Source organism: Paenibacillus lacisediminis (genome assembly GCF_046567315.2).
On record NZ_JBKIAX020000005.1, the window covers coordinates 335,691 to 357,928 of the forward strand.

Genomic DNA, 22,238 nt, shown 5'->3' on the forward strand with positions numbered 1-22,238 from the left:
GCCGTTTCACCCGCGTTAAGGGTGCAAAGTGAGCCGAAGACAAAGCATGTCCGAAGCTAACTAGGGTGGTACCACGGGAATTTCCTCTCGTCCCTAGCGATGATACGCTACGGGGGCGGGAGGTTTTTTAATTTCTACATTAAGGGTTGTTCAAGGAGGATTTTCGATTATGGCGGATAATAACGCGCCTCATGCCGTTTACCGGGCTCAGGACATCGAACCGAAATGGCAGGCTTACTGGGATGAGCATCACACATTCAAAACACGGGAAGAGGCGGGCAGACCGAAGTTTTACGCGCTCGACATGTTCCCTTATCCTTCGGGAGCGGGCCTTCATGTAGGCCACCCGGAAGGTTATACGGCGACGGATATCGTCTCCCGCTATAAACGGATGCGCGGCTACAACGTGCTTCATCCGATGGGCTGGGACGCTTTCGGACTGCCGGCCGAGCAGCACGCGCTCGATACGGGCGAGCATCCCCGCGACATTACGGTCAAGAACATCAACAATTTCCGGCGCCAAATCAAATCGCTGGGCTTCTCCTACGATTGGGACCGCGAGATCAGCACGACCGATCCGGAGTATTACAAATGGACGCAGTGGATTTTTATCCAACTATATAAGAAAGGTCTCGCTTATGTGGCCGAGGTGCCGGTCAACTGGTGCCCTGCGCTGGGCACGGTGCTGGCCAACGAAGAGGTGATCGACGGTAAAAGCGAACGCGGTGGCCATCCGGTTATCCGCAAGCCGATGCGCCAATGGGTGCTGAAAATCACCGAATATGCGGAACGGCTGCTGGAAGATCTGGAAGAGCTCGACTGGTCGGAAAGCATTAAGGATATGCAGCGGAACTGGATCGGCAAATCCGAGGGCGCTGAAGTCGTTTTTGCGATCGATGGCCATGACGCCACGCTGACCGTGTTTACGACGCGCCCGGACACCTTGTTCGGGGCCAGCTACGCGGTGCTTGCACCGGAGCATGAGCTGGTCAAAACGATTACGACGGACGCCCAGCGTGAAGCCGTGCAGGCCTATCAAGACCAAGCCGCGCGCAAAAGCGACCTGGAGCGGACCGATCTGGCGAAGGAAAAAACCGGCGTATTCACCGGTGCCTACGCGGTCAATCCGGTGAACGGCGCCAAGCTGCCGATCTGGATCGCCGATTACGTGCTCGCCGGCTACGGTACCGGTGCCATCATGGCCGTACCGGGGCATGACGAGCGGGATTACGAGTTCGCCAAACAATTTGATCTGCCGATCGTTGAAGTCGTCCAAGGCGGCGACCTGGCGAAGGAAGCCTACGCGGGCGATGGCCCGCACGTCAATTCCGATTTCCTGAACGGGCTCGGCAACGCGGAAGCGATCAAGAAAATGATTTCCTGGCTGGAGGAAAGCGGCAAAGGGCGCGGCAAAGTTACGTACCGTCTGCGCGACTGGCTGTTCAGCCGCCAGCGTTATTGGGGCGAGCCGATCCCGATCCTCCATCTCGAGGACGGCACGATGAAGCCGGTGCCGGAGGACCAGCTGCCGCTGGTGTTGCCGGACGTCGACGCCATCAAGCCGTCGGGCACCGGGGAATCGCCGCTCGCGAACGTCACGGAATGGGTGAATACGACCGATCCGGAGACCGGCCGGCCGGCCCGCCGCGAGACGAACACGATGCCGCAGTGGGCGGGAAGCTGCTGGTATTATCTGCGGTACATCGATCCGCGTAACGACAAGGAGCTGTGCTCCAAAGAGAAGCAGCAGGAGTGGCTGCCGGTTGACCTGTACATCGGCGGCGCCGAGCATGCCGTGCTTCACCTGCTGTACGCCCGCTTCTGGCACAAGGTGCTGTACGATCTCGGTGTGGTAGCCACGAAGGAACCGTTCCAAAAGCTCGTCAACCAAGGGATGATCCTCGGCACCAACAACGAGAAAATGAGCAAATCACGCGGCAACGTCATCAATCCGGACGAAATCGTGGGCGAGTACGGCGCGGACACGCTGCGCGTGTACGAGATGTTCATGGGGCCGCTGGAAGCCACCAAACCGTGGAACATGAACGGCGTGGAAGGCATTCACCGCTTCCTGTCGCGAGTATGGCGCCTCTTCGTAGCCGAGGACGGCAGCCTGAACCCCAAAATTACTACAGACGGCGGCAGCGACGACTTCAAACGCACCTGGCACAAAACGATCAAAAAAGTAACCGAAGATTTGGATAATCTGCGCTTTAATACGGCGATCAGCCAGCTGATGATTTTCGTCAACGATGCTTATAAAATGGATAGCGTACCGAAAGCCGCAGCCGAAAACTTCGTACAGTTGCTGTCCCCGCTGGCCCCCCATTTGGCGGAAGAGCTGTGGGAGCGTCTGGGGCATGCCGGAACGATCACGTACGAGCCATGGCCTTCCTATGACGAGGCTTGGACGGTCGAAGCGGAAGTGGAAATCGTCGTGCAGGTGAACGGCAAAATCGTGGACCGTACGAAAATTTCCAAAGACCTGGATCAGGCGGCCATGCAGGAACACAGCTTAAGCCTGCCGAACGTACAGCAGGCTGTGGCTGGCAAGACGATCCGCAAAGTGATCGCTGTTCCGGGCAAATTGGTCAACATTGTCGTCGGTTAAAAGACGGCGGCCTGCGGCAGCGGCGGTGCATTGGAGGCCACCGGTTTTAAGGCAGAGTAGCGGCCCCCGAACTTTCCGGCGGATCCGCCTTGGATAAGGGGCTGACGGCCGCCTGATGCGAGGAGGGAGAAGTTTCTTCTCTTTCGCCATCGGCTGCCGTTTTAACGCCAGGTGACGACGGATTAAACAGCGCGTGCAGTTTGCCGAGGTCTTCATCATACTTGCGGTGCGTTGCTCCGATCAGCTCGGCGAACACGCCGCGAAGACCGGCTTCCAGCGCGGCCAGCCCCTCGGCGGTAACGCCGCCGGGGACGGCGACGCGCTCGATAAGCTCCTCCGTGGTTAATCCGCCTTCGGTCAACAGCTTGCCCGTTCCGAGCAGCATTTCGGAGCCGAGCGTAATCGCGTCCGCCCTTGTTAGGCCGGTCTGCTTTTCGGCGGCTTCCGCCCACAGCTGCAGCATGTAGGTGATGAAAGCGGGCCCACAGCTGGAAATGTCGGAAGCAATGCGAGTCTCGGTTTCTTTTAGCGTAAATGGGGTGCTGACGGAGGACATCAGCTGCTCCAGCAGGAGACGGTCTTCGGGCCGAATCCGCTTTCCGTACATGCAGAGCGAAGCTCCGCTGTGCACGGAGTGCGTAATGCTGGGAATGATTTTGGCGATTTTGGCCGGGAGGGCCTGCTCCAAAGTTTCGATTTGCACCGGACTCGTAATCGATACGACGATCTGTTTGTCATCGAGCACATCCCTGATTTCCTCGATAACTCCGGGGTAGTCCAGGGGTTTGATGCACAGGAAAATGATTTTGCTGTCCCGTGCGGCTTCCGCGTTGCTTCCGTATATTTTTAGTCCGGGATAACGTTGGGCCAGCCGTTTCGTTTTGAGGGGAGAACGGTTGCTGGCACAGATGTGATGCGGGAGCAGCGCACCGGAACGCGAAAAAGCTTCAATCAGCAAGCTCCCCATGGATCCGGTTCCGATGAAGGCGACTTTCATCCGGGTTCCCCTTTCCGTGCGTGACGCACTTTTCGTTGCCATCATGGATTTTAGCTTCACAGCGAACTCGATTTTCACGTTAGAAACGAACGGCCCTTTGCCCCCGGTTATTGCCGGCGGACCTATCGTTTCTACTTCACCTGTATAAATATGTATGCATCTTGATTGGATCTTCATGACCTTATCGGGCAGATTCTTTTAAGATTGGGGTGGCAGGACATGAGAAAAGAGTATGTGCTGACATCGGTCGTATCCGCCGTTATTGGCGCCGGCCTGATGCTGCTTGCGGTTGGCGGAAGCAAACCGGCCGGGATTGAAGGCTGGGTTCCGCTGAACGCCGAGGTGGCTTCGGCGCTGCAGGCCGAGGAGGCGTCTGCCGGAGCAGGAGGCGGGGCGGCAAGCAGTGCTGCCAAGGCAGGTGGAGCTGCGAAGGCAGGGGACGCCGGCAAGGCGGATCAGAGCGGAGTGACGCAAGGCTTGGGAATAGCCGGCGGGGGTGCAGCGGCTGGCGGCGCGGATGGAACCGCTGCGGTGACGGTTCCGGCAGCGAGTTCAGCAGCGGGTTCGGCCGCCGGTGCAGCCTCCGAAAAGGCAGGCGAGCTGACTGCCGGCAATCCGGCAACCGGCAATGCCACTGCCGGTAACCCGCCGAATATGGGCGAACAGGCGGCCGGAACAGCCGCCGCCGCTTCTACGGCCGGCAGCTCGGCTTCATCCGCTGCACCGCAGCAGCAGGTGGACACCAGCCTGATCAGCATCAATCAGGCGGGGCTTACCGAGCTGCAGGACATTCCCGGCATCGGCGAGAAAAAAGCGCAGGCCATCATCGACTACCGTACCGCGCGCGGCCCCTTCACATCCCTAAGCGATTTGACGAAGGTGAAGGGGATCGGGGACAAGATGCTGGAAAAAATGAAGCCATATATCAGACTGTAAGAACAGGAGTGCCAAAGGGATGAATCCGGATCAACGCAAAGATTGGGATACGTATTTCATGGATATCGCATATATGGTATCAACGCGGTCGCGCTGCAGCCGCCGGCATGTCGGAGCCGTCCTTGTCCAGGGCAAAAAGCTGCTCGGGACGGCCTATAACGGAGCTCCTTCAGGCGTTCCCGACTGCTCGGAAGCCGGCTGCATGATCGCGGAGGAATACGAGGTCGTCAGCGAGAACGGAGAAGAAAAAATGGTGAAAAAACAGCGCTGCGTACGCACGATTCACGCCGAGCAAAACCTGCTGCTGTTCACTGACCGCATCGACCGGGAAGGCTCCAGCGTCTACGTTACGGACGAACCTTGCTGGACCTGTGCCAACATGCTGGCCAACAGCGGCATTACGGAAATCGTGTTTCACCGGCCTTATCCCAAAGATTCAGGCAAGGTGACGGCCATGATGAAGCAAAAAGGCATCCGATTCCGCCGTTTGGAATCGTACCAGCCGCCGCCGGAAACGGTTGCCGGTGTGGAAGAATAAAACCGGCAGCAGACCGAACAACATACTATGATTGTACGGATATACGTGATGATTTATAAGGATATACGTGATGATTTATAAGGATATACCCAGCGATTTACATGGATGCAGGAAGCACCTCATCCGCCCAAGGGCGGGTGGGGTGCTTTTTTTCTTAACATTATAGAATTTATAACTTTTCGGAGTGGAAGAGGGCGATGCACAGGTAGCGGGGGGGAGGAGAAGAGGAACCTGGGGGCTAAGGGACACCAGAGCCGTTATTTGCGAAAAAACGGGAGTTTGCAAAGTGTAACGGACGCAGAAGCCCTTATTTACCTCAAATCTGCTTGGATGAACTGGTTTAGCGCGAAATAGGGTCGCCTGTGTCCGTTAGGCTGGGAAATACCCGGGAAATGAGCGGATAAGGTCGCTGGTGTCCGTTAGAGCAACGTTCAAAGTAGAAGTACAAAGTAGAAGTCCAAAGTAGAAGTCAGAGCCACTAAAGGACGCCGACAGGCGTTTTTCTTAAAAACATTTTTATTCTCTGTATTGGAGCACAAATCAGAGCCTGACCGCAGGCCGGAGAGGGGGCTTGTTGGAGGCAGGAGTCTTAAACGATGGCGAAGATTTATGTCAGACGTGGCCGCCATCTGAAAGGAAGGAGGACTTATAATGTTCCGTAGACCTTTAACCGCTATCGTTTGCTGCTGGATAGCCGGCAGCGGTTTGACCATACTGCTCGGCAGCGGCCGGTTTTGGCTGCTGTGGGGCGGGATTACGCTAGTTTGTCCGGCGCTGTTGGTGATGGGACGTTGGCCTTGGCGACGGCTGGCGGTGTTGTGGCTGGCATTTTCTCTGGGCGCCGCCTATTGGCAGTATAACGAAGCCCAAAATACGAGCCGGATTGAACATGCTTTGACCGGTGGGAACGAGACGGTTGTTGGACTAGCTGCTGGGCTATCCGGCGAGTGGGAGTCATCTGGCGGTCTAGCCGCTAAGCTGTCCGGCCAGCGGGGGCCATCTGACGCAGACGGTTTAACCGCTGAGCTGTCCGCCGATCAGGACCCCATTAACGAGCTTGCCGTACGGATGGAAGGCATGATCGTTTCGTCGGTGGACATCGATGGTGACCGGGCCGACTTCACGCTGCGGATCCGCCGGATCGCCCGTTCCGGCGGAGGCGACTTGAAGAAAGCGCAGGAGGAAGGGAACATCCCTGGCGGTGAGAAGGTGGCGGTACAGCTGCGTTTGGAGGCCGAGGAGGAGCTGAGTACGGCCGCCTCCTGGCGGCGCGGGCAGCGCATTGCTCTGGAAGGTACCCTTGAGCGGCCGGAGCCGGCCCGCAACTTTGAGGGCTTCGACTACCGCCGCTATTTGCATAACCAGCGTATCCATTGGCTGGTCAAAGCGTCCGGCGCATCCGCGTTAAACGTGCTCCCCGGCAAATGGAGCGCTGCCGCACTGTTCGGGGAGGTCGACGCCTTTCGCGCTTATTTGGGCGCGCGGATCGAGCGCTTGTTTCCGGGCTGGCAGGCCGGTTACATGAAGGGCTTGCTGATCGGGCTTCAGGACGAGCTGGAACCGGAGAAATACGCGGAGTTCACCCAGCTTGGTATGACGCATATTTTGGCGATTTCGGGCAGTCATGTAGCGATTAATGTGGCGATCATTTTTTGGCTGCTGCGTTTATGCCGGGTCAGCCGGGAGACCGCGCTGATCGTCGTGTTGTTTTTTGTCCCGGCCTATGTGCTGATCACCGGATTTTCGCCGTCCGTGATCCGCTCAGGGATCATGACGATACTCGGCATCTATTTGCTGAGGCGGGGGAAGCTCAAGGACAGCATCAATGTGCTGTCGGCCGCGGCGCTTATGATGCTGCTTTGGGACCCTTATTTTTTGCTGAACGTCAGCTTTCAGCTTTCGTTTGCTGTCACCGCCGGGCTGATCGTTTTCGTCCCGCTGATCTCTCCTTATTTCAGCTGGCTTCCGCCCAAAATCCGGGGGAGCGTAGCCATTACGCTAGCGGCGGAAATCGTCTCGTTTCCTTTAACGATCTACTATTTTAACCAGTTTTCCCTTTTGTCGCTGGCGGCAAATTTGCTGATTGTTCCCGTCATTGGAGCGCTAGCGCTGCCTATGGGGACGGCGGCGCTTCTGCTCAGCTTTTTCGCATACCGGCTTGGCGTCTGGGCGGCTGTTCCGGTACGGCTGCTGAATTCGGCAACGTTTTGGGCCACAGGCTGGCTTGGTGAACGAAGCGGCTTCATGACCTATTGGAAATCCCCTTCCTTACTGTGGATCGCCGGATATTACGGTGCCGTGTTTTTGCTTTTTTATTGGAGCTCGCGGCGGGAAAAGCAGATTTTATCGGCGGCCGTTGTCATGGACGATGAAACGGTGCCGCTTTCGCCCGTTCCGGCCGGAATGACGGCCTCGGGCACAGGGAAACGACCGAACCGGCATGGCCGCAACCAAGAGGTGAACATCGCCGGGGGTGGCTGGGATCAGCACCAACGGAATACCGGCGGCTGGGGCAAGCTCCAGGGGGAGTCCGTTACGTCGGTTGCTTTAAAGGTATGGCGGTGGGCCGCCGTCCGGCGCAGGGAAGTTTTGCGCATTGCAATAGCGGCCGGCCTCGTGCTGCTGATTGCGACCGGGTACCAGTCGGCATATGCCAAAGGCGTCGGCCACATCGAATTTATCGATGTGGGACAAGGGGACTGCGCGCTGATCACGACGCCGTCCGGGGTTCATATTCTCGTGGACGGCGGCGGCACGGTTTCGTTCCGCAAAGCTTCCGATAGCTGGAGGAACAGGAGGGAGCCGTTTGAAGTCGGGGCGAAGACGGTCGTTCCGCTGCTAAAAAAACGGGGGATCCACCGCTTGGACGCCGTCATTTTAACCCATGGCGATCAGGATCACATCGGCGGACTGCAGGCTGTAATCGAGGAATTCCCGGTGGAGGCGCTGTTAATGAACGGAAGCCTGGCCGAATCGGCAACAATGGAAAAGCTGATGTCGACCGCTATCGCCAAAGCAATTCCGATATATACGGCCCAGTCAGGCATGAAGCTTAAACCGGATGAAAAAACATCCCTCTTTTTTTTATCGCCAAGCCTTGAAACTAATTTCAGAGAAATTTCATATGTCAAAGATCAAAATCATCGTTCAATTGCCTTTCTGCTTGAAATGGACGGAGGTACCTTCTTGTTTACAGGGGATATGGATGCATCCGCTGAAGACGATATATTGGAAAAAGCGGAATCGTCCGAAATGTCCTCGACCGTTCCGCTGCCGGCCAGTATCGACGTTTTGAAAGTAGCGCATCACGGGAGCAAAACATCAACGTCCGAAAGGTGGCTTGAGCGGTTAAAACCGGCGGTTTCACTCATTTCTGTCGGACGATCGAATGTTTACGGCCATCCCAACCCGCAAGTCATTGAACGCCTTGAACGAATGGGCGGTGTAATCTGTCGAACGGATCTGCAGGGAGAAATTCAGATGAAAGTGAAGGCGGGCATACTTTCGATCCGAAAAAAAATGCTTTACACAAGTAAAGAAACATGATTTAATAATTCTGAAACCGGTATCAATATATTATTGATTTTGTTTCATGGAATTTCATGAATACCAACTTTATTCAACAGCTGTTCAACAATGAGATGTAACTCCTGGAGGTAGGATGAAACTATTTTTGGTTCGTCATGGTCAATCTGTCGGTAATCTGCACGCTGATGAAGATATGCCGGATTCTCCACTGACTTCGACTGGTGAAATGCAGGCGGAAAAGGTTGCTTCATATCTTTGCCGAAAATCGGTGACGAGAATTATTTCTAGCCCGCTGATCCGCGCGATACAGACCGCCAAGCCGCTCTCGGATCAAATATCCGTCCCGGTCGAGGTATGGACGGAACTGTACGAATACAGAGAGGGGCCTGCCTTTCACAGTTTGCCGCGTAAAGAGATTCAAAAGGCTGTTCCGGGCATTATTCTGCCGGGAGAAATCCTTGAGACGGGCTGGCGTTGTCAGGGTGAGGAAAACATTGACGCCGTTTGTAAGCGGGCTAAATCGATAGTCCAAAAAATTCGTTGCTGTCCCGATGACGACGTTGCGCTGTTTGCCCATGGGATGCTGATAGAATTTCTGATCCGTGAAATTCTGCATCTTCCACACATGATTAATGTTCATTTTTTTCAAGAAAATACTGGAATCAATTGCTTCCAACTGGAAGGGAACAGAGTGAAGGTTCTGAGTTTGAATCAAACGGAACATTTACGCTGCAGTTAGAAAAATTTTTCTGAATAAAAAGAGCGGAAGGAGATGAAACGTTTTTGCACCTGTACGTAATAAGGCATTCCCAATCTACAATGAATGTCGGCAAGGGGGGCGGGGCCAATTGCGGCCTGTCCCCGATCGGAGAATGGCAGGCGGAGCAGGTTCCCCGATTTTTTGAAAATATTCCGGTTAAGGCAATATTTTGCAGTCCGTTGAAAAGGGCTATCTTAACGGCCATGCCGTTGGCCAGGCATAAAAACATGCGGATTGTTCTGGTGCCGCAAATGTCGGAAGTGTTTTACGGGGAGTGGGAAGACTACCGTGATTATCCTTGGGAAAGCTGCGAGAAAATTGTAAGCGATTTCCCGAATACCGTGTTCTTGCACTCCCATGATTCTTCCCGGCCCTGGTGGCCCGTTTGGCCGGAAACCTTCACACAAGTGAGAGCGAGAGTTCAATCGTTTTTTGATACGGAGCTGGCGCCCTACTTGGGAACGGATGAACATATTGTAGTCTTTGGGCACGGGCAATCTACCGCGGATTTGAAGCAGATTGCCAACCCCGGCGATATAATTCCGGTATACAATGCGGGGATCGTTGAATTTGTTCTGGACAATGAAGGAACATGCTTGTCTGCCGAAGTGCATACAGGCCATTTGGGCCCTTACGTTGCGGACTAATTTTTTTAAAATAATGGGGGATTATCGATGTTGAAAAAAGTGGTTTGTTTTATCCTTTCTTGCACCATTGTGTTAACGCTTTCAGCCTGCGGGCCGAAACGCGACGCCGGTCAAGCTCCGGCATCCTCCGGTACTTCGCAGGGTGAGGCGGCCAAACCCGAAAAATTAACCGTATGGGCAAATGACTCGGAGAAGGAGCTTGCGTCCATCCGAACGATTACCGGCAGATTCGCTGCCGACAACGGGATCGAAGTGGAAGTCGTGCCGGTAAATGCTCGCGAACAATCAAAAAATTTCTCCTTGGACGGACCTGCCGGACGAGGGCCGGATTTGTGGTGGGCGACGCATAACTCCATGGGGAAAAACGTTCTTCAAGGGTTGGCCGAACCGTACGAGTTGGATGAAGAAACGTTAAAAAACTACTCTGAAGAAGCGATCCAGGCGGTGACGATTGACGGAAAAATCTATAATTTGCCCATGGTTGTCGAAACGGCGGTTCTGTTTTACAACAAAAAACTGCTGCCGGATCAACCGGAATCTTGGAGTGAACTGGAGGAATTCGCATCCACCTACACCAATCCGTCTCAAAATCAATACGGCTTCCTGATTGACGGAACTAACTTCTATTATACGAATATGTTCATGCAGGGAAATGGCGGCTACATATTCGGTTATGACAAAGACAAGGGTTACGATGTCGAGGATATCGGATTGAATAATGACGGGGCGGTGAAGGGCGCCCGATTGGTCCAGTCATGGTTTGAGAAAAACTATTTGCCCAAGTCCATTACCGGCGATGTCATGGATGGACTGTTTAAAGAAGGTAAGGTCGGAGCGGTCGTGTCAGTGCCCTCTTCACTGATGAATTACGCTGATGCATTGAAAGACGACTTGGGAGTCGCCCCGATTCCGAAACTGGATAACGGCCAGCGGGCCCCATCTTTTTTAGGCGTCAAAGGCTGGGTTTTGTCCCCTTATTCGAAGAATAAAGAGTGGGCGGTAAAGCTCGCGCTTTATATGACCAGCCATGCTTCGCTTGAAAACCACTTCAGGGTAGCCGGTGAGGTTCCGGCAACGCTCGGCATTTTGTCCAGTGATCTGATCACAAAGGATCCGTATTTCTGGGCGGTTGCGGAACAGAGCAAATTTGCGACGCCGACGCCTAACATTCCTGAAATTTCGCAAACCTGGGAGCCAATGAAGAATGCTTTCGTGTTCTTGTCGCAAGGAAACGATGCGAAAGAAGTGCTTGATGAGGCGGTAGAGCAAATTAAGGAACAAATTAACATAAACAATTCATCAGCGAAATAATTTGGGACGGCGGATGAGGATGAACTTAATCTTCTTCCGCCCTCACTCGCCGGTTGGGAGGTCTAATCATTGAGCGGGAACGAAGAGCGTAAGCGGAGCAGCGGCGGTTCGCACAGTCCTCGGATAGCGCTGTTGCTATCCATTATTCCGGGGCTGGGACAGTTTTATAATCGAAGATATTTCAAAGGTGCTTTATTTTTAGCGCTAATGGTTTCGTTTTTTATTGTTTTTGGCAATTTCTTAAATATTGGTTTTTGGGGATTGGTCACTCTGGGGACTTTGGAGGGAGTGGACGATTCCCGGATGCTGCTGATCCAAGGCATTGTATCCTTGATTCTGACCGTTTTCGCCCTGGGAGTCTATGGGCTGAATCTGATTGACGCGAAAAAGGACGGCGAGCGGATCAAAGCGGGGTGGAGACGTACGACCTTGCGGGAAGGATTTAAAAACGCCTGGGACAAAGGCTTTCCGTACGCGCTAGTCGCCCCCGGATTTTTTATGATTATATTCGTACTCATTTTGCCTTTGCTTTTCATGGTGGCATTAGCGTTCACCAATTACAATATTTATAATTCGCCGCCCAAGTTCCTGCTCAACTGGGTGGGGCTAGAAAATTTCTTCAATGTGTTTTCTGTTCCGGTGTGGCGGATAACATTTTTCTCCGTCTTGTCATGGACCATAGTCTGGACATTGGTGGCAACCACTTTGCAAATAGGGCTGGGGCTGTTCTTGGCAGTTATCGTTAATGATAAACGGATAAAATTCAAGAAATTTATCCGTACGATTCTGATTTTGCCCTGGGCTGTTCCGGGTTTTGTGTCGATTTTGACGTTTGCGGCTATGTTTAATGACCAGTTTGGCGCCGTTAACAATCAACTTTTGGCTCCGTTTGGGTTAGCCGTTCCGTGGATGACGGACCCGTTATGGACGAAGGTTGCCATCATTTTTGTCGAGGTGTGGCTCGGTTTTGCTTATATCTTTGCTCTGTTCACAGGGGTGCTGCAGAGCATATCCGAAGATCTGTATGAGGCCGCAGAAGTGGATGGAGCGAGTAGATGGCAGCGGTTCCGGAATATTACGCTTCCCCATGTCCTGTTTGCCTCCGCCCCCCTGCTGATCATGCAATATACGGGCAATTTCAACAATTTTAATCTGATTTATTTGTTCAATCAGGGCGGTCCGCCAGTTCGCGGTCAAACCGCGGGTTCCACGGATATCATCATTTCATGGGTGTATAAGCTGACCTTTGACACCCTGAACTATAATATGGCTGCCGTAATATCCATTATGCTTGGTGTATTCGTTGCCGGCATAGCCTTTTTCCAATTTAGACGGACCCGTTCCTTTAAAGAAGGGGGAGCTAACGGTTGAGCGGAAAATTGAAGTCCAGACTTGAAGTCGCGGGAATTTATCTGGTTGTTGTAGTCATGTTTTTGGTTATCATTTACCCGTTGTTATGGGTGTTCGGAATCTCGCTGAACCCGGGAACCAGCATGTACAGCGCCACCATTATCCCGAAAAATGCCTCATTTGAGCACTACAGATGGCTGTTCACCAATCAGGACAGCAATTACCTGCTGTGGTACAAAAATACATTGATCGTGGCTAGCGCCAAAACAGTGCTTTCGCTCACGGTGACGTTATTTATCGCTTACGCCTTTTCGAGGTATAATTTTATCGGTCGGAAAAACGGGCTGTATGTCCTGATGCTTATTAAAATTTTCCCGGTTTTAATGGGAATGGTAGCCATATACATTTTGTTGAATCTGGTGGGCCTTCTCGACTCCCTGCTGGGCTTAACTTTGGTATACGTGGGAACCTCCATTCCTACGCACGCCTTCCTGGTCAAAGGTTTTTTCGATACGATTCCCAGGGATTTGGATGAAGCCGCCAAAATCGACGGGGCCGGTCATTTCCGTATCTTCGCCCAGATCATTTTGCCGCTGGCGGTTCCGATCGTTGCCGTAGTCGCTTTGTTTAATTTTATGGCGCCGTTTATGGATTTTCTCTTGCCGCGCATCGTCATCCGCAGTCCGGAAAATTACACGTTGGCCTTAGGATTATTCAATCTCGTAAATCAGGAATTTGGCCAAAATTTCACTCGTTTTGCCGCGGGCTCGATATTAATTGCCGTTCCGATTGCAACCGTATTTCTGTATTTCCAACGGTATCTGATTAGCGGATTAACCGCAGGCGCTTCCAAAGGCTAAAAATATGATCAGCAACTGAAAAGGATGTGCAAAATAAGCTATGGCTAGTCCTTGGCATATAGGAGCGCTGGAACTGATCATGCGCCTGGTCCTATCGCTTTTTTTGGGCGGAATTATCGGATACGAAAGAGAAATTAACCGCCATGCGGCCGGATTGAGAACCAACATTTTGGTCTGTGTAGGTTCAACCTTGATTATGCTGTTGTCAATCTACGGGTTCACCCAATTTCTGAATGAGCCTTCCGTCCGAAGTGACCCGGCCAGATTGGCGGCTCAAGTCATAAGCGGTATCGGCTTTTTGGGAGCGGGCACGATCATGCAGAGGGGCTCTTCCATCAAAGGGCTAACCACGGCGGCTACGCTATGGGTTATGGCGGCGATCGGTCTGGCCGTAGGTGCCGGGTTTTATTATCCGGCAGTGGTTACTTGCGCTTTCGTATTCATTTCGCTCAAAGTATTAAATAAAGTAGAGCATCGCTTTTTGGCTTCCCGAAAAGTTCACACAATGAGAATTCATGTGGCGCCCGAATCTTCGAATATACATGAAATATACGATTGCTTTGCTGCATTCGATTTTGATATTAAAACGATCAATGTTGCAAAAGAGGGCGTTAGCCGAGGAGATAAGGTTCAACATATAAAAATAACATTTATGGCGCCTATAAAAACACCTTGGTTCGAAGTGTTGGAAAGATTTCATTCGCTTCCGTACATTTCATCGGTTAATGTGGAAAGATAACTGGTTTTGATTCGGAAATTATAGTAAAATATATACATTTATAATCCCGGATCTTTATTATCCGTTTGAGGTGATTTAAAATCGCAACGATCAGAGATGTTGCTCGGGAAGCCGGCGTATCGCCTGCAACCGTCTCTAGAGTGATCACGAACAAGGGAAACACGACTGAAGAAATAAAACAGCGCGTGCTTAACGCTGCGGAGAAACTGAAATACGTTCCCAACGTCAACGCCCAATCGCTTTCTTCGAATAAGTCCAGAACCGTTTGCTTTTCAATTGCAAGGAATCCGAAAGAAATTCTTGGGAATTCTTTCTTTAGCGATGTGCTGTTCGGCATATCGGATGCTGCCAAACTGCAGAATTATAATCTGCAGTTTGCTTTGTTCCACTCGATTGAAGAACAAATGGAGAAGTGCGTAAAACTGTTTAGGCAGAAACAGGTGGACGGGTTTATTTTTACTAGTATTCGTTCATCGGATAAGGACTGTTTTCTGAAAAACCTGCAGGCGAAGCGGCTTCCTTTTGTGATGATAGGGAACAGCTTAACGCATAATGTGCTGTCTATCCATAACGACAATATCCGCGACAGTTATATATCGACTAAATATATGCTGGACAAGGGATACCGCCGCATTCTGCTGCTTACTCCAAACTTAAAGCAGGATGTTGTATTTGATCGTATTCATGGATATAAGCGGGCTATTGATGAAACCGGTCTTGAGCTGTCTTCGGATTATATTGTTTATTGCGAGGAAGAAGAGGCTGAGGTAACCAAAGCATTGGAGCAGGCCGAAAAGGACGGGCTTGCTTTTGACGCGATCATTACGATGGAGAGCATCATGTCTCTCAGTGCATTGAAATACTGTCAATCAAGAGGTAAAAAAGTTCCAGAAGATGTAGGGATTTTATGCTTCAACAATGCTCCTTATCTTGATAAGGTTTCTCCTTCAATCAGTTGCGTTGATTTGAACCCTACTCTGCTTGGAACCGAGGCGTTTAAATTGCTGTTGGATATGATTGAACAACCGTCCGGCTCATTTGTTAATAAGAGTATTACTCTGCCGTCCAGAATTATCGAACGTCAATCCACCTAACAGATTTTAAATAATGAAGAAAAAGCTGGAAGCGGACCGCCGCACCGGCTTTTTTTGTTTGTTTATGCAGGAAGAAGGATTCGAGTGACGGCTCCTGTTTTTTTTGGTATCATAGGTGAGATTAATGGGATATCCAGGGGTTACGGACTTTTATTCCAAATAAATATTTTTCTAAAATTAAAATAGTAACAACATTGCAACATTTTGTCGGACGCCAGCGTCTGAGTAGTTGCAAGAAAGGGGGAGCCTTTGTGGTGGAGCAAGGTCTCATCAGAGCCGCTCAAGAGGGCGATCGCGACGCTCTAATCACCCTATTGCGAGAGATTGAACAGCATGTGTACCGGACAGCTTATTATATATTAAACAACGAGCAGGATGCGCACGACGCCGCTCAGGAGGCACTTATCCGCATTTATACCAAAATCGGTTCATATGAGGAAAAAGCTCAATTTAAAACTTGGGTGCAGCGAATCGTGACGAACATCTGCATTGACAAATTTCGAAGGAATAAACCGACGGTTTCGATCGAAGAGCATGAAATGGTGTTTCAGGGCAACGACAGCGTTGAACATGAGGTGATGACCGGCTATTTGGCCGAGGATATCCGCACCGCGATCGAGCAGCTCCCGGAGCATCACAAGTCGGTGGTTGTGCTGAGATATTTGCAGGACTTTTCCTATAACGAAATTGCCGACAGTCTGAACCTGCCCTTGAACACCGTTAAATCCTATCTGTTTAGAGCCAGGCAGCAGCTGCAGCATTTACTTCGAGATTATCAGAAAGGTGGTGTATCAGGATGAATTGCCAGGAGGCGGTGGAATGGATGAATCGTTATCTCGATCGGGATTTGAACGAAGAGGAAACTTCTCTTCTGTTTGAACATATTCAGCATTGCCAGGATTGCGCCGAGCAGTTTGAATGGCTGAACAAACTGTCCGCGCAGCTCGAGGACCTGCCGAAGGTCGTCCCGAATTACAGCCTGGTCGATGCGATTCTTCCGCAATTGGACGCGATCGATCAGGCCCGCCGGGAAGGCAGCGTATCCGAAATGGACGCCCTGCCGATGATGACCGAAAGCTCCCCTGCGCTGGGCCGAAGCGGCAAGCAGGAACGCGAGCAAAGCTCAGTCTCGCGCCGGGCCCGCTTTTATCGGTACGGGTCGCTGGGCGTGGCTGCGGCGTTGATCTTGGGCGTGTTTATTTATCAGTATGAGCCGCGAACGGTTCCCAACGCCGAAATCGCCTTGAAGAGCGCAAGCGATCAATCGCCAAGCGCGGACGATGCAGGGGCGGCGGGCGAACCGGAAGATATCGCCCGGCTGTTCATAAGCAAGGATGGGGCAGATGCGGGCTCGGCCGGCGGTCAAAGCGGGGCAAGCGATTCGGCGCAGACGGCTCCGCCTGAAGAGGAACTTAAGTCCTCCGCAAACAGCGGCGAAACCGGCAGCCTTCCTGATAAAGGGGCAGCGGACGCTCAGGATTCCGGCGATTCTGCCAAGGGGAAGGAAACCCCGGAGGAAGAAGCGCTGGCTGACGCGACCGGTGCTCCGGCAAGCAATGGCGGAGGAGGCTCGGCTCAGAAAGGAACGGATAATACAGAATCGTCGGCCGGCCAGCTCGGAACCTCCGGTGCCGCGAACAGTGATGACGGAAAGACCCTGGAACCGGGGATTGTTCAGCAGGGTATCTCCCGAGAAGCCGATCCGAATCAATCGATGATGGGGATTGCCGCTGTTGTGCCTAAAGCCCCGACTACCTGGACTTCTCCGGACGGAGCCTACGAGGCTGAGGTGAAGGACGGACATCTGTATATATACAAAAAAGAGTCCGATCAGAAAAAAACGCTTGTTTCCGATCATTCGCTGGGTGGAGAATGGGTTCAGGGCGAGTGGTCGGAGGACAGCAAAACTTTTAATTATGAGACTGCAAAAGACGGAGCCGTGACGGCCCATTCGGTTGAGGCGGCAGCCAAGGCGGATGCTTCCGCGAACGGGGCTTCCGGCACCTCCACGAATGGAGCTTCTACAAACGGAGTTTCCACAAACGGCAGCTCAACTGATCAGCCGTAAAGCCCTCAATCAGATAAAGAAACTCACAAAATTGGGCGGGGCAAGAGCTTTAAGGCAGTCACCTTTTTGGGAGATATGGAATAGGTTATAAGTATAGAGACAAAGGATTGGAACCCTGATCGTCGTATGACCGCAAGCGGGAAAGTTTCTAGAGCTTTTCTGCCCGCGTTTATATAGATGTTCTGGGACAGAGGGACCTTTCGCCGCAAGGCAGAGGTCTCTCTGTTTGCTTTTGGCCCCGGATTTGGACTATTGGCCGTTTTCGAAGTATCATAGGAAATAGGCAATGCGTTGCGGAAGGAGAGGCCGAATTGGACGCAAAAACAGCGGTGAAGGATATCAAACAGGGGCGGATCTCCCCGTTATATTTATGCTACGGCACGGAGAAATATCAAATACAGGAGTTTGTCGGGCTGCTGCAGGACAAGCTGGTCGACCGGGACCAGAAGGACTTTGCCATGGCGGTATTCGATCTGGCCGAGACGCCGATTGAGGCGGTGGTGGAGGAGGCCGAGACACTGCCTTTTCTCGTCGAACGCAAGCTGATCGTCGTCCGCGACGCCGGGTTGTTTACGGCGGGCAAAGAGGGCGGCAAAATCGAGCACGAGGTGGAGGCGCTGCAGGCGTATATCGGCAATCCGGCGGAGCACAGCGTAATCGTGTTTGTCGTTTACGCCGAGAAGCTCGACGAACGTAAAAAGATCGTGAAGGCGATGAAGGCTTCCGGGACGGCTTTGTCGTTTATGCCGCTGGGCGGGTCCGAACTCGTGCAGTGGGTCGTGCACGAGGTGGAGAAACGCGGCTGCCGGATCGGCAAGGAAGCCGCGGAGGCGCTGATTGCGGCCGGTGGTGTGCAAATGGCCGCGCTGGCGGCGGAGGCGGACAAGCTGTGCCTGTACGCCGGAGCCGGGGGCACGATCGACATGGCCGCCGTCGAGCAGCTTGTCGCCCGCAGCACGGAGCAGAACGTGTTTGTGATGGTCGAGCATATCGCCGCGCTGCGGTTGGAGAAGGCGTTAGGCATTTTCTACGAGCTGCTCAAGCAGCGTGAAGAACCGATCAAGATAGCGGCGCTGATCGCCCGCCAGTTCCGGATTATGATGCAGGTAAAGGATCTGGGCCGGCAAAGCTACTCGCAGCAGCAAATCGCCTCGCAGCTTAGCCTGCACCCCTACGTCGTCAAGTTGGCCGGCGAGCAGGCGCGGAAATTCGAAGCCGGGCGGTTGCGGGAAATTATTTCCGAGCTCGCCGAACTGGATTACCGGATGAAAAGCGGCGGCGTCGACAAAGTGCTCGGCTTGGAGCTGTTTTTGCTTAAATTGGGGGCATGACCTGTATGCAGGCGGCGCTTCCGGCCGGAGTTAGCAGAACAATCCGGAAATAATGTGTAAAGAGAATCCTAACGGACTCCAGCGCCGCTATTTCGCTGAAAACAACGGTTTTCAAAATGTAACGGACACCACGGGCCTTATTCGGTGCTAATACGCACGTCTCTGGCCGTTTTCAAGCAAATAGCGGCTCTCCTGTCCGTTAGAAATGAAAATAGCGTTTTTTCAGGCAAATAAGGGCGTCTAAGTCCGCTAGCTTCCATGCGGGCACCGGCCGCGCGAACAACCGGAGCCCCCGATAAGAAAGGCCCGAAAAGAAAGGCACAAAACGAAAGGCACAAAACGAAAGGCACAAAACGAAAGGCACAAAACGAAAGGCCCGAAAGGAAAGAAACCAAAAAAGACCTGAACGAAAATCGTTCAGGTCTTTTTGCGCTTAGTTTAACACTCTTATAAATAACGGCGCTTACGCTTGTTGGGACGTAAGGGCGTTCAATTTTTTAGCCAAGCGGGATTTCTTGCGGGCTGCTGCGTTTTTGTGGATCAAACCTTTCGTTACGGCTTTGTCCAATTTTTTGGTAGCAGCGGCTAAAGCAGTTTTGGCTGCTTCGACTTCGTTAGTCGCCAGAGCGCTGTCGGCAGCTTTCACGGCCGTACGCAGAGCGGATTTTTGCGAAGCGTTGAGCGCGCGGCGCTTTTCGTTCGTTTTCACACGTTTGATTGCGGATTTAATGTTAGGCATTGCATTCACCTCCTGTAAAGCATATATCATCCCAGATGATTCACAACTTAAAATATTTTATCACGCAGCACCGCAAAAAGCAATAAATTATGGGTGCAAGGATTGATGAACGGATGAATAATCGCTTTGCCTCTCCCGCACAATAAAGGTAACTTGAGGAAGTGGAGGTCTTATGGGATGAATTTGGATTTACAGGAATATTCCGTGCGTACCGATTTGGCCGTTGAAGCGAAGGAGATGGCCGAAACGGCCCATGGCGGGCCGGTGCAGGGCCTAAGCGAGGACGTAACCGAGAAGGACGGCATAAAAATCACCCGGCTTGACGTGGCCAATGAAGCTGCTTCACGGCAAATCGGCAAGGTTAAAGGCCATTATGTTACGATCGAGGTTCCGGGGCTTCGCAATCAGGATACCGAACTGCAGGAGAAGGTTTCCGCCGCTTTTGCCAAAGAATTCACCGCATTTTTAGATAAAATCGGAGTCTCCAGCCATGCCAAGACGCTGGTTGTCGGGCTCGGGAACTGGAATGTGACGCCTGACGCTCTCGGCCCTCTAGTCGTGGAGAACGTGCTGGTGACCCGCCATTACTTTGAGCTTACGCCGGATCAGGTGGCTCCCGGATACCGCCAAGTCAGCGCCGTAGCCCCCGGGGTGCTGGGGGTTACCGGCATCGAATCAAGCGAAGTGGTGCAGGGCATCGTGGACCGGACCCGGCCCGATCTGATCATCGCGATCGACGCGCTGGCCTCCCGTTCGCTCGAGCGGGTGAATACGACGATTCAAATCGCTGATATCGGCATCCACCCCGGTTCCGGCATCGGCAACAAAAGAAGGGGGCTGACGAAGGAAATTCTCGGCATCCCGTGCATCGCGATCGGCGTGCCAACGGTTTGCTACGCTTCCACGATCGTGAACAACGTCTTAGATCTGATGAAATCGCATTTCAATCAGGAAGCCGGGGAAGGGGAGCAAGCGCAAACGAAGCAGATCATGGGCTTGCTTACCGAGCTCAGCGAAAACGAAAGATTGGGGCTCGTCAAAGAGGTGCTGGACCCGCTTGGCCATGACCTCATCGTCACGCCGAAGGAGATCGACGAATTTATCGAGGATGTTGCGAACGTGATCGCGAGCGGGCTCAACATCTCTCTGCACGAAGCCGTTACGCCGGAAAACGTAGCGTCCTATACTCATTGATTCCGAGCAGCCGCCCCTAAACTCAAAAACTAAACACGGTTTTTACAAACCGGTGAACAGGATCCGCTAGCCAAATCTAGCGGATTTCTTTTTTTTGGGAGAATTTGAGGTTCTACCCTAGCAAATAGGTTCATAGATTTGGGATATGAAGTTTGAAAGCGGCTGGAGGAGGACATGCGAAAATGAAATTTAAAGCTTTGAACATTGCGAAACTGAGACGGAACCTGCTTTATGTGCTGGCGATGGGTAGGACCTTTTTGCTGCTGACGGTCATGTCGGTCGTATTTTTTATTCTGCTGGGCGTATTCGGGATTGCCGAGAAACAGCTCAACACCTCGCCGGTTTCTTCGATGAAGGGGCTTGCGGCTTCCCTGTCCAGCGGTTTCTTTATGGAGATGGTTGGGATGGAGCTTCCGCATGCGGCCCCAACCAACGAAACGCCTGCGATTTCGGGTAGACACATAACCAATTTCGTATTCCAACTGTTGACCGACGTGAACCCGTCCGATCCGAAAAGCCTGGTTGCCCGCGAGGTGCCGGGACTTGGTGCGGACAGCCCGATTTTGCTGCGAACCGGCTCGGGCAACGGGCTGGCGCAGGCGCCCGAAGATTACCGGCCCGGAACGGGGGCGCAAGGGAGCGCTCCGGATCATCCGGAGCCGGGCGAGGAAGGCCAGGAAGGAACGAACCCGGGCGGAGACGCCGGGGGAGGCGCGGCGGGGAATGGCGGCGCTCCCGATGCTCAGGAACCGGGGCAGGAGGACACCGAGGAGCCCTCGATCAAACCCGGCAACAAAAACATCGTCATGATTTACCATTCCCATCCGCAGGAATCGTATAATCCGGTCTTGGGGTCGAACGTCGACAACCCGGGCTCGGCGGAAAAGATGAAAAACGTCAGCCTTGTCGGTGATGCGCTGGCCAGGGAGCTTGAGCGCAAGGGCGTAGCGACGTTGCATTCGTACGAAAATTATGCGGCCAAAGTAAGCAATTACAACTACAACTATTCATATAAATATTCGCGGGAGACGGTCAAAACGGCGATGGCCGAAAACGGTCAGCTCCAGTATTTTATCGACATTCACCGCGACTCGCAGCGCCACGACAAAACGACGACGACGATCGGCGGACAGTCCTACGCACAGGTGTATTTTATCATCGGACACGGCAACGAAAATTGGCGTAAAAACGAAGCCTTTGCCACCTCTATCCACGAGCGCATGGAAAAGTCGTATCCCAGCATTTCGCGTGGCATTTGGGGCAAAACGTCATCGCAGGGCAACGGAGAATACAACCAGTCCCTGTCGCCAAACAGCGTGCTGATCGAGATCGGCGGGATCGACAACACCCGGGAAGAGCTGAATCGGACCGCCAAAGTGCTCGCCGGCATCCTTGCCGACCTGTATTGGGAAAGCCAGGATGCAAAAAAAGCCGGCTCCCTGACGAAAGGCGACGGGAAGCAAAAATCGGGCGAAGCGGCGCAAACAAGCAAAAAGTCATAGGGATACGAGAACTTGAAAGGGAACAGAGGATCA

18 protein-coding genes are annotated in these 22,238 nt (G+C 52.8%); 16 read left to right on the forward strand and 2 right to left on the reverse strand.

Going from position 1 to position 22,238, the window contains the following annotated elements; translation table 11 throughout:
- Positions 1-169: 169 nt before the first annotated feature.
- Positions 170-2,611, forward strand: coding sequence for a leucine--tRNA ligase (leuS, locus tag ACLD72_RS12625; protein ID WP_411002129.1), 2,442 nt, complete (start codon positions 170-172; stop codon positions 2,609-2,611).
- A gap of 46 nt (positions 2,612-2,657) precedes the next feature.
- Here leuS and comER read toward each other — a convergent pair whose 3' ends face one another.
- Positions 2,658-3,608, reverse strand: coding sequence for a late competence protein ComER (gene comER, locus ACLD72_RS12630; protein WP_411002160.1), 951 nt, complete (start codon positions 3,606-3,608; stop codon positions 2,658-2,660).
- 219 nt (positions 3,609-3,827) lie between these two features.
- Between comER and ACLD72_RS12635 the strand changes: the two genes are divergently transcribed.
- From ACLD72_RS12635 to holA, 13 genes are all read left to right on the forward strand, one after another.
- Positions 3,828-4,544 carry a ComEA family DNA-binding protein gene (locus ACLD72_RS12635; protein WP_458475798.1) on the forward strand — a complete coding sequence of 239 codons (717 nt, stop codon included), beginning with the start codon at positions 3,828-3,830 and terminating at the stop codon, positions 4,542-4,544.
- Between the two features lie 19 nt (positions 4,545-4,563).
- Positions 4,564-5,082 carry a deoxycytidylate deaminase gene (locus tag ACLD72_RS12640; protein ID WP_411002127.1) on the forward strand — a complete coding sequence of 173 codons (519 nt, stop codon included), beginning with the start codon at positions 4,564-4,566 and terminating at the stop codon, positions 5,080-5,082.
- 651 nt (positions 5,083-5,733) lie between these two features.
- Positions 5,734-8,628 (forward strand): ComEC/Rec2 family competence protein, encoded by a 2,895-nt coding sequence (locus ACLD72_RS12645; protein WP_411002126.1) that lies wholly within the window; start codon positions 5,734-5,736, stop codon positions 8,626-8,628.
- Positions 8,629-8,743: 115 nt separating this feature from the next.
- Complete coding sequence (locus ACLD72_RS12650; protein ID WP_411002125.1) at positions 8,744-9,349, forward strand: histidine phosphatase family protein; 606 nt, start codon at positions 8,744-8,746, stop codon at positions 9,347-9,349.
- Between the two features lie 44 nt (positions 9,350-9,393).
- Entirely contained in the window at positions 9,394-10,017 is a 624-nt protein-coding gene (locus tag ACLD72_RS12655; RefSeq protein ID WP_411002124.1) for a histidine phosphatase family protein, read from the forward strand.
- Between the two features lie 27 nt (positions 10,018-10,044).
- On the forward strand, positions 10,045-11,328 hold the full coding sequence (locus ACLD72_RS12660) for an extracellular solute-binding protein (RefSeq protein WP_411002123.1): 1,284 nt from the start codon (positions 10,045-10,047) through the stop codon (positions 11,326-11,328).
- Between the two features lie 69 nt (positions 11,329-11,397).
- Positions 11,398-12,699: an ABC transporter permease subunit gene (locus ACLD72_RS12665; protein WP_411002122.1), complete on the forward strand. Its 1,302-nt coding sequence runs from the start codon at positions 11,398-11,400 to the stop codon at positions 12,697-12,699.
- Positions 12,696-13,538: a sugar ABC transporter permease gene (locus tag ACLD72_RS12670; protein ID WP_411002121.1), complete on the forward strand. Its 843-nt coding sequence runs from the start codon at positions 12,696-12,698 to the stop codon at positions 13,536-13,538. The genes ACLD72_RS12665 and ACLD72_RS12670 overlap by 4 nt, the downstream gene beginning before the upstream one ends.
- Positions 13,539-13,641: 103 nt before the next feature.
- Entirely contained in the window at positions 13,642-14,277 is a 636-nt protein-coding gene (locus ACLD72_RS12675; RefSeq protein WP_458475799.1) for an MgtC/SapB family protein, read from the forward strand.
- Positions 14,278-14,366: 89 nt separating this feature from the next.
- The gene (locus ACLD72_RS12680) at positions 14,367-15,371 is read left to right on the forward strand and encodes a LacI family DNA-binding transcriptional regulator (protein ID WP_458475804.1); all 1,005 of its coding nucleotides are present in this window, start codon (positions 14,367-14,369) and stop codon (positions 15,369-15,371) included.
- 251 nt (positions 15,372-15,622) lie between these two features.
- Positions 15,623-16,171, forward strand: a complete 549-nt coding sequence (locus tag ACLD72_RS12685; RefSeq protein WP_251587168.1) for an RNA polymerase sigma factor — start codon at positions 15,623-15,625, stop codon at positions 16,169-16,171.
- The gene (locus ACLD72_RS12690; protein ID WP_411002119.1) at positions 16,168-17,439 is read left to right on the forward strand and encodes a zf-HC2 domain-containing protein; all 1,272 of its coding nucleotides are present in this window, start codon (positions 16,168-16,170) and stop codon (positions 17,437-17,439) included. The genes ACLD72_RS12685 and ACLD72_RS12690 overlap by 4 nt, the downstream gene beginning before the upstream one ends.
- A 311-nt stretch (positions 17,440-17,750) precedes the next feature.
- Positions 17,751-18,770 (forward strand): DNA polymerase III subunit delta, encoded by a 1,020-nt coding sequence (holA, locus tag ACLD72_RS12695; protein ID WP_411002118.1) that lies wholly within the window; start codon positions 17,751-17,753, stop codon positions 18,768-18,770.
- Between the two features lie 463 nt (positions 18,771-19,233).
- Here holA and rpsT read toward each other — a convergent pair whose 3' ends face one another.
- Positions 19,234-19,509 carry a 30S ribosomal protein S20 gene (gene rpsT, locus ACLD72_RS12700; protein ID WP_128634541.1) on the reverse strand — a complete coding sequence of 92 codons (276 nt, stop codon included), beginning with the start codon at positions 19,507-19,509 and terminating at the stop codon, positions 19,234-19,236.
- 177 nt (positions 19,510-19,686) lie between these two features.
- Here rpsT and gpr point away from each other — a divergent pair, with 177 nt between their 5' ends.
- Entirely contained in the window at positions 19,687-20,703 is a 1,017-nt protein-coding gene (gene gpr / locus ACLD72_RS12705) for a GPR endopeptidase (RefSeq protein ID WP_411002158.1), read from the forward strand.
- Positions 20,704-20,885: 182 nt separating this feature from the next.
- A complete protein-coding gene (locus ACLD72_RS12710) occupies positions 20,886-22,205 on the forward strand; it encodes a stage II sporulation protein P (protein ID WP_411002157.1) in 1,320 nt (439 codons plus the stop codon).
- The last annotated feature ends 33 nt before the right edge of the window (positions 22,206-22,238 follow it).

What these genes read in the sequence shown, in the direction of transcription:
- comER (WP_411002160.1), bottom strand. Translation starts at nt 3,608, where the DNA reads ATGAAAGTCGCCTTCATCGGAACCGGATCCATGGGGAGCTTGCTGATT.
- ACLD72_RS12635 (WP_458475798.1), top strand. Translation starts at nt 3,828, where the DNA reads ATGAGAAAAGAGTATGTGCTGACATCGGTCGTATCCGCCGTTATTGGC.
- ACLD72_RS12710 (WP_411002157.1), top strand. Translation starts at nt 20,886, where the DNA reads ATGAAATTTAAAGCTTTGAACATTGCGAAACTGAGACGGAACCTGCTT.
- ACLD72_RS12690 (WP_411002119.1), top strand. Translation starts at nt 16,168, where the DNA reads ATGAATTGCCAGGAGGCGGTGGAATGGATGAATCGTTATCTCGATCGG.
- ACLD72_RS12640 (WP_411002127.1), top strand. Translation starts at nt 4,564, where the DNA reads ATGAATCCGGATCAACGCAAAGATTGGGATACGTATTTCATGGATATC.
- rpsT (WP_128634541.1), bottom strand. Translation starts at nt 19,509, where the DNA reads ATGCCTAACATTAAATCCGCAATCAAACGTGTGAAAACGAACGAAAAG.
- ACLD72_RS12645 (WP_411002126.1), top strand. Translation starts at nt 5,734, where the DNA reads ATGTTCCGTAGACCTTTAACCGCTATCGTTTGCTGCTGGATAGCCGGC.
- ACLD72_RS12660 (WP_411002123.1), top strand. Translation starts at nt 10,045, where the DNA reads ATGTTGAAAAAAGTGGTTTGTTTTATCCTTTCTTGCACCATTGTGTTA.
- leuS (WP_411002129.1), top strand. Translation starts at nt 170, where the DNA reads ATGGCGGATAATAACGCGCCTCATGCCGTTTACCGGGCTCAGGACATC.
- ACLD72_RS12650 (WP_411002125.1), top strand. Translation starts at nt 8,744, where the DNA reads ATGAAACTATTTTTGGTTCGTCATGGTCAATCTGTCGGTAATCTGCAC.
- gpr (WP_411002158.1), top strand. Translation starts at nt 19,687, where the DNA reads ATGAATTTGGATTTACAGGAATATTCCGTGCGTACCGATTTGGCCGTT.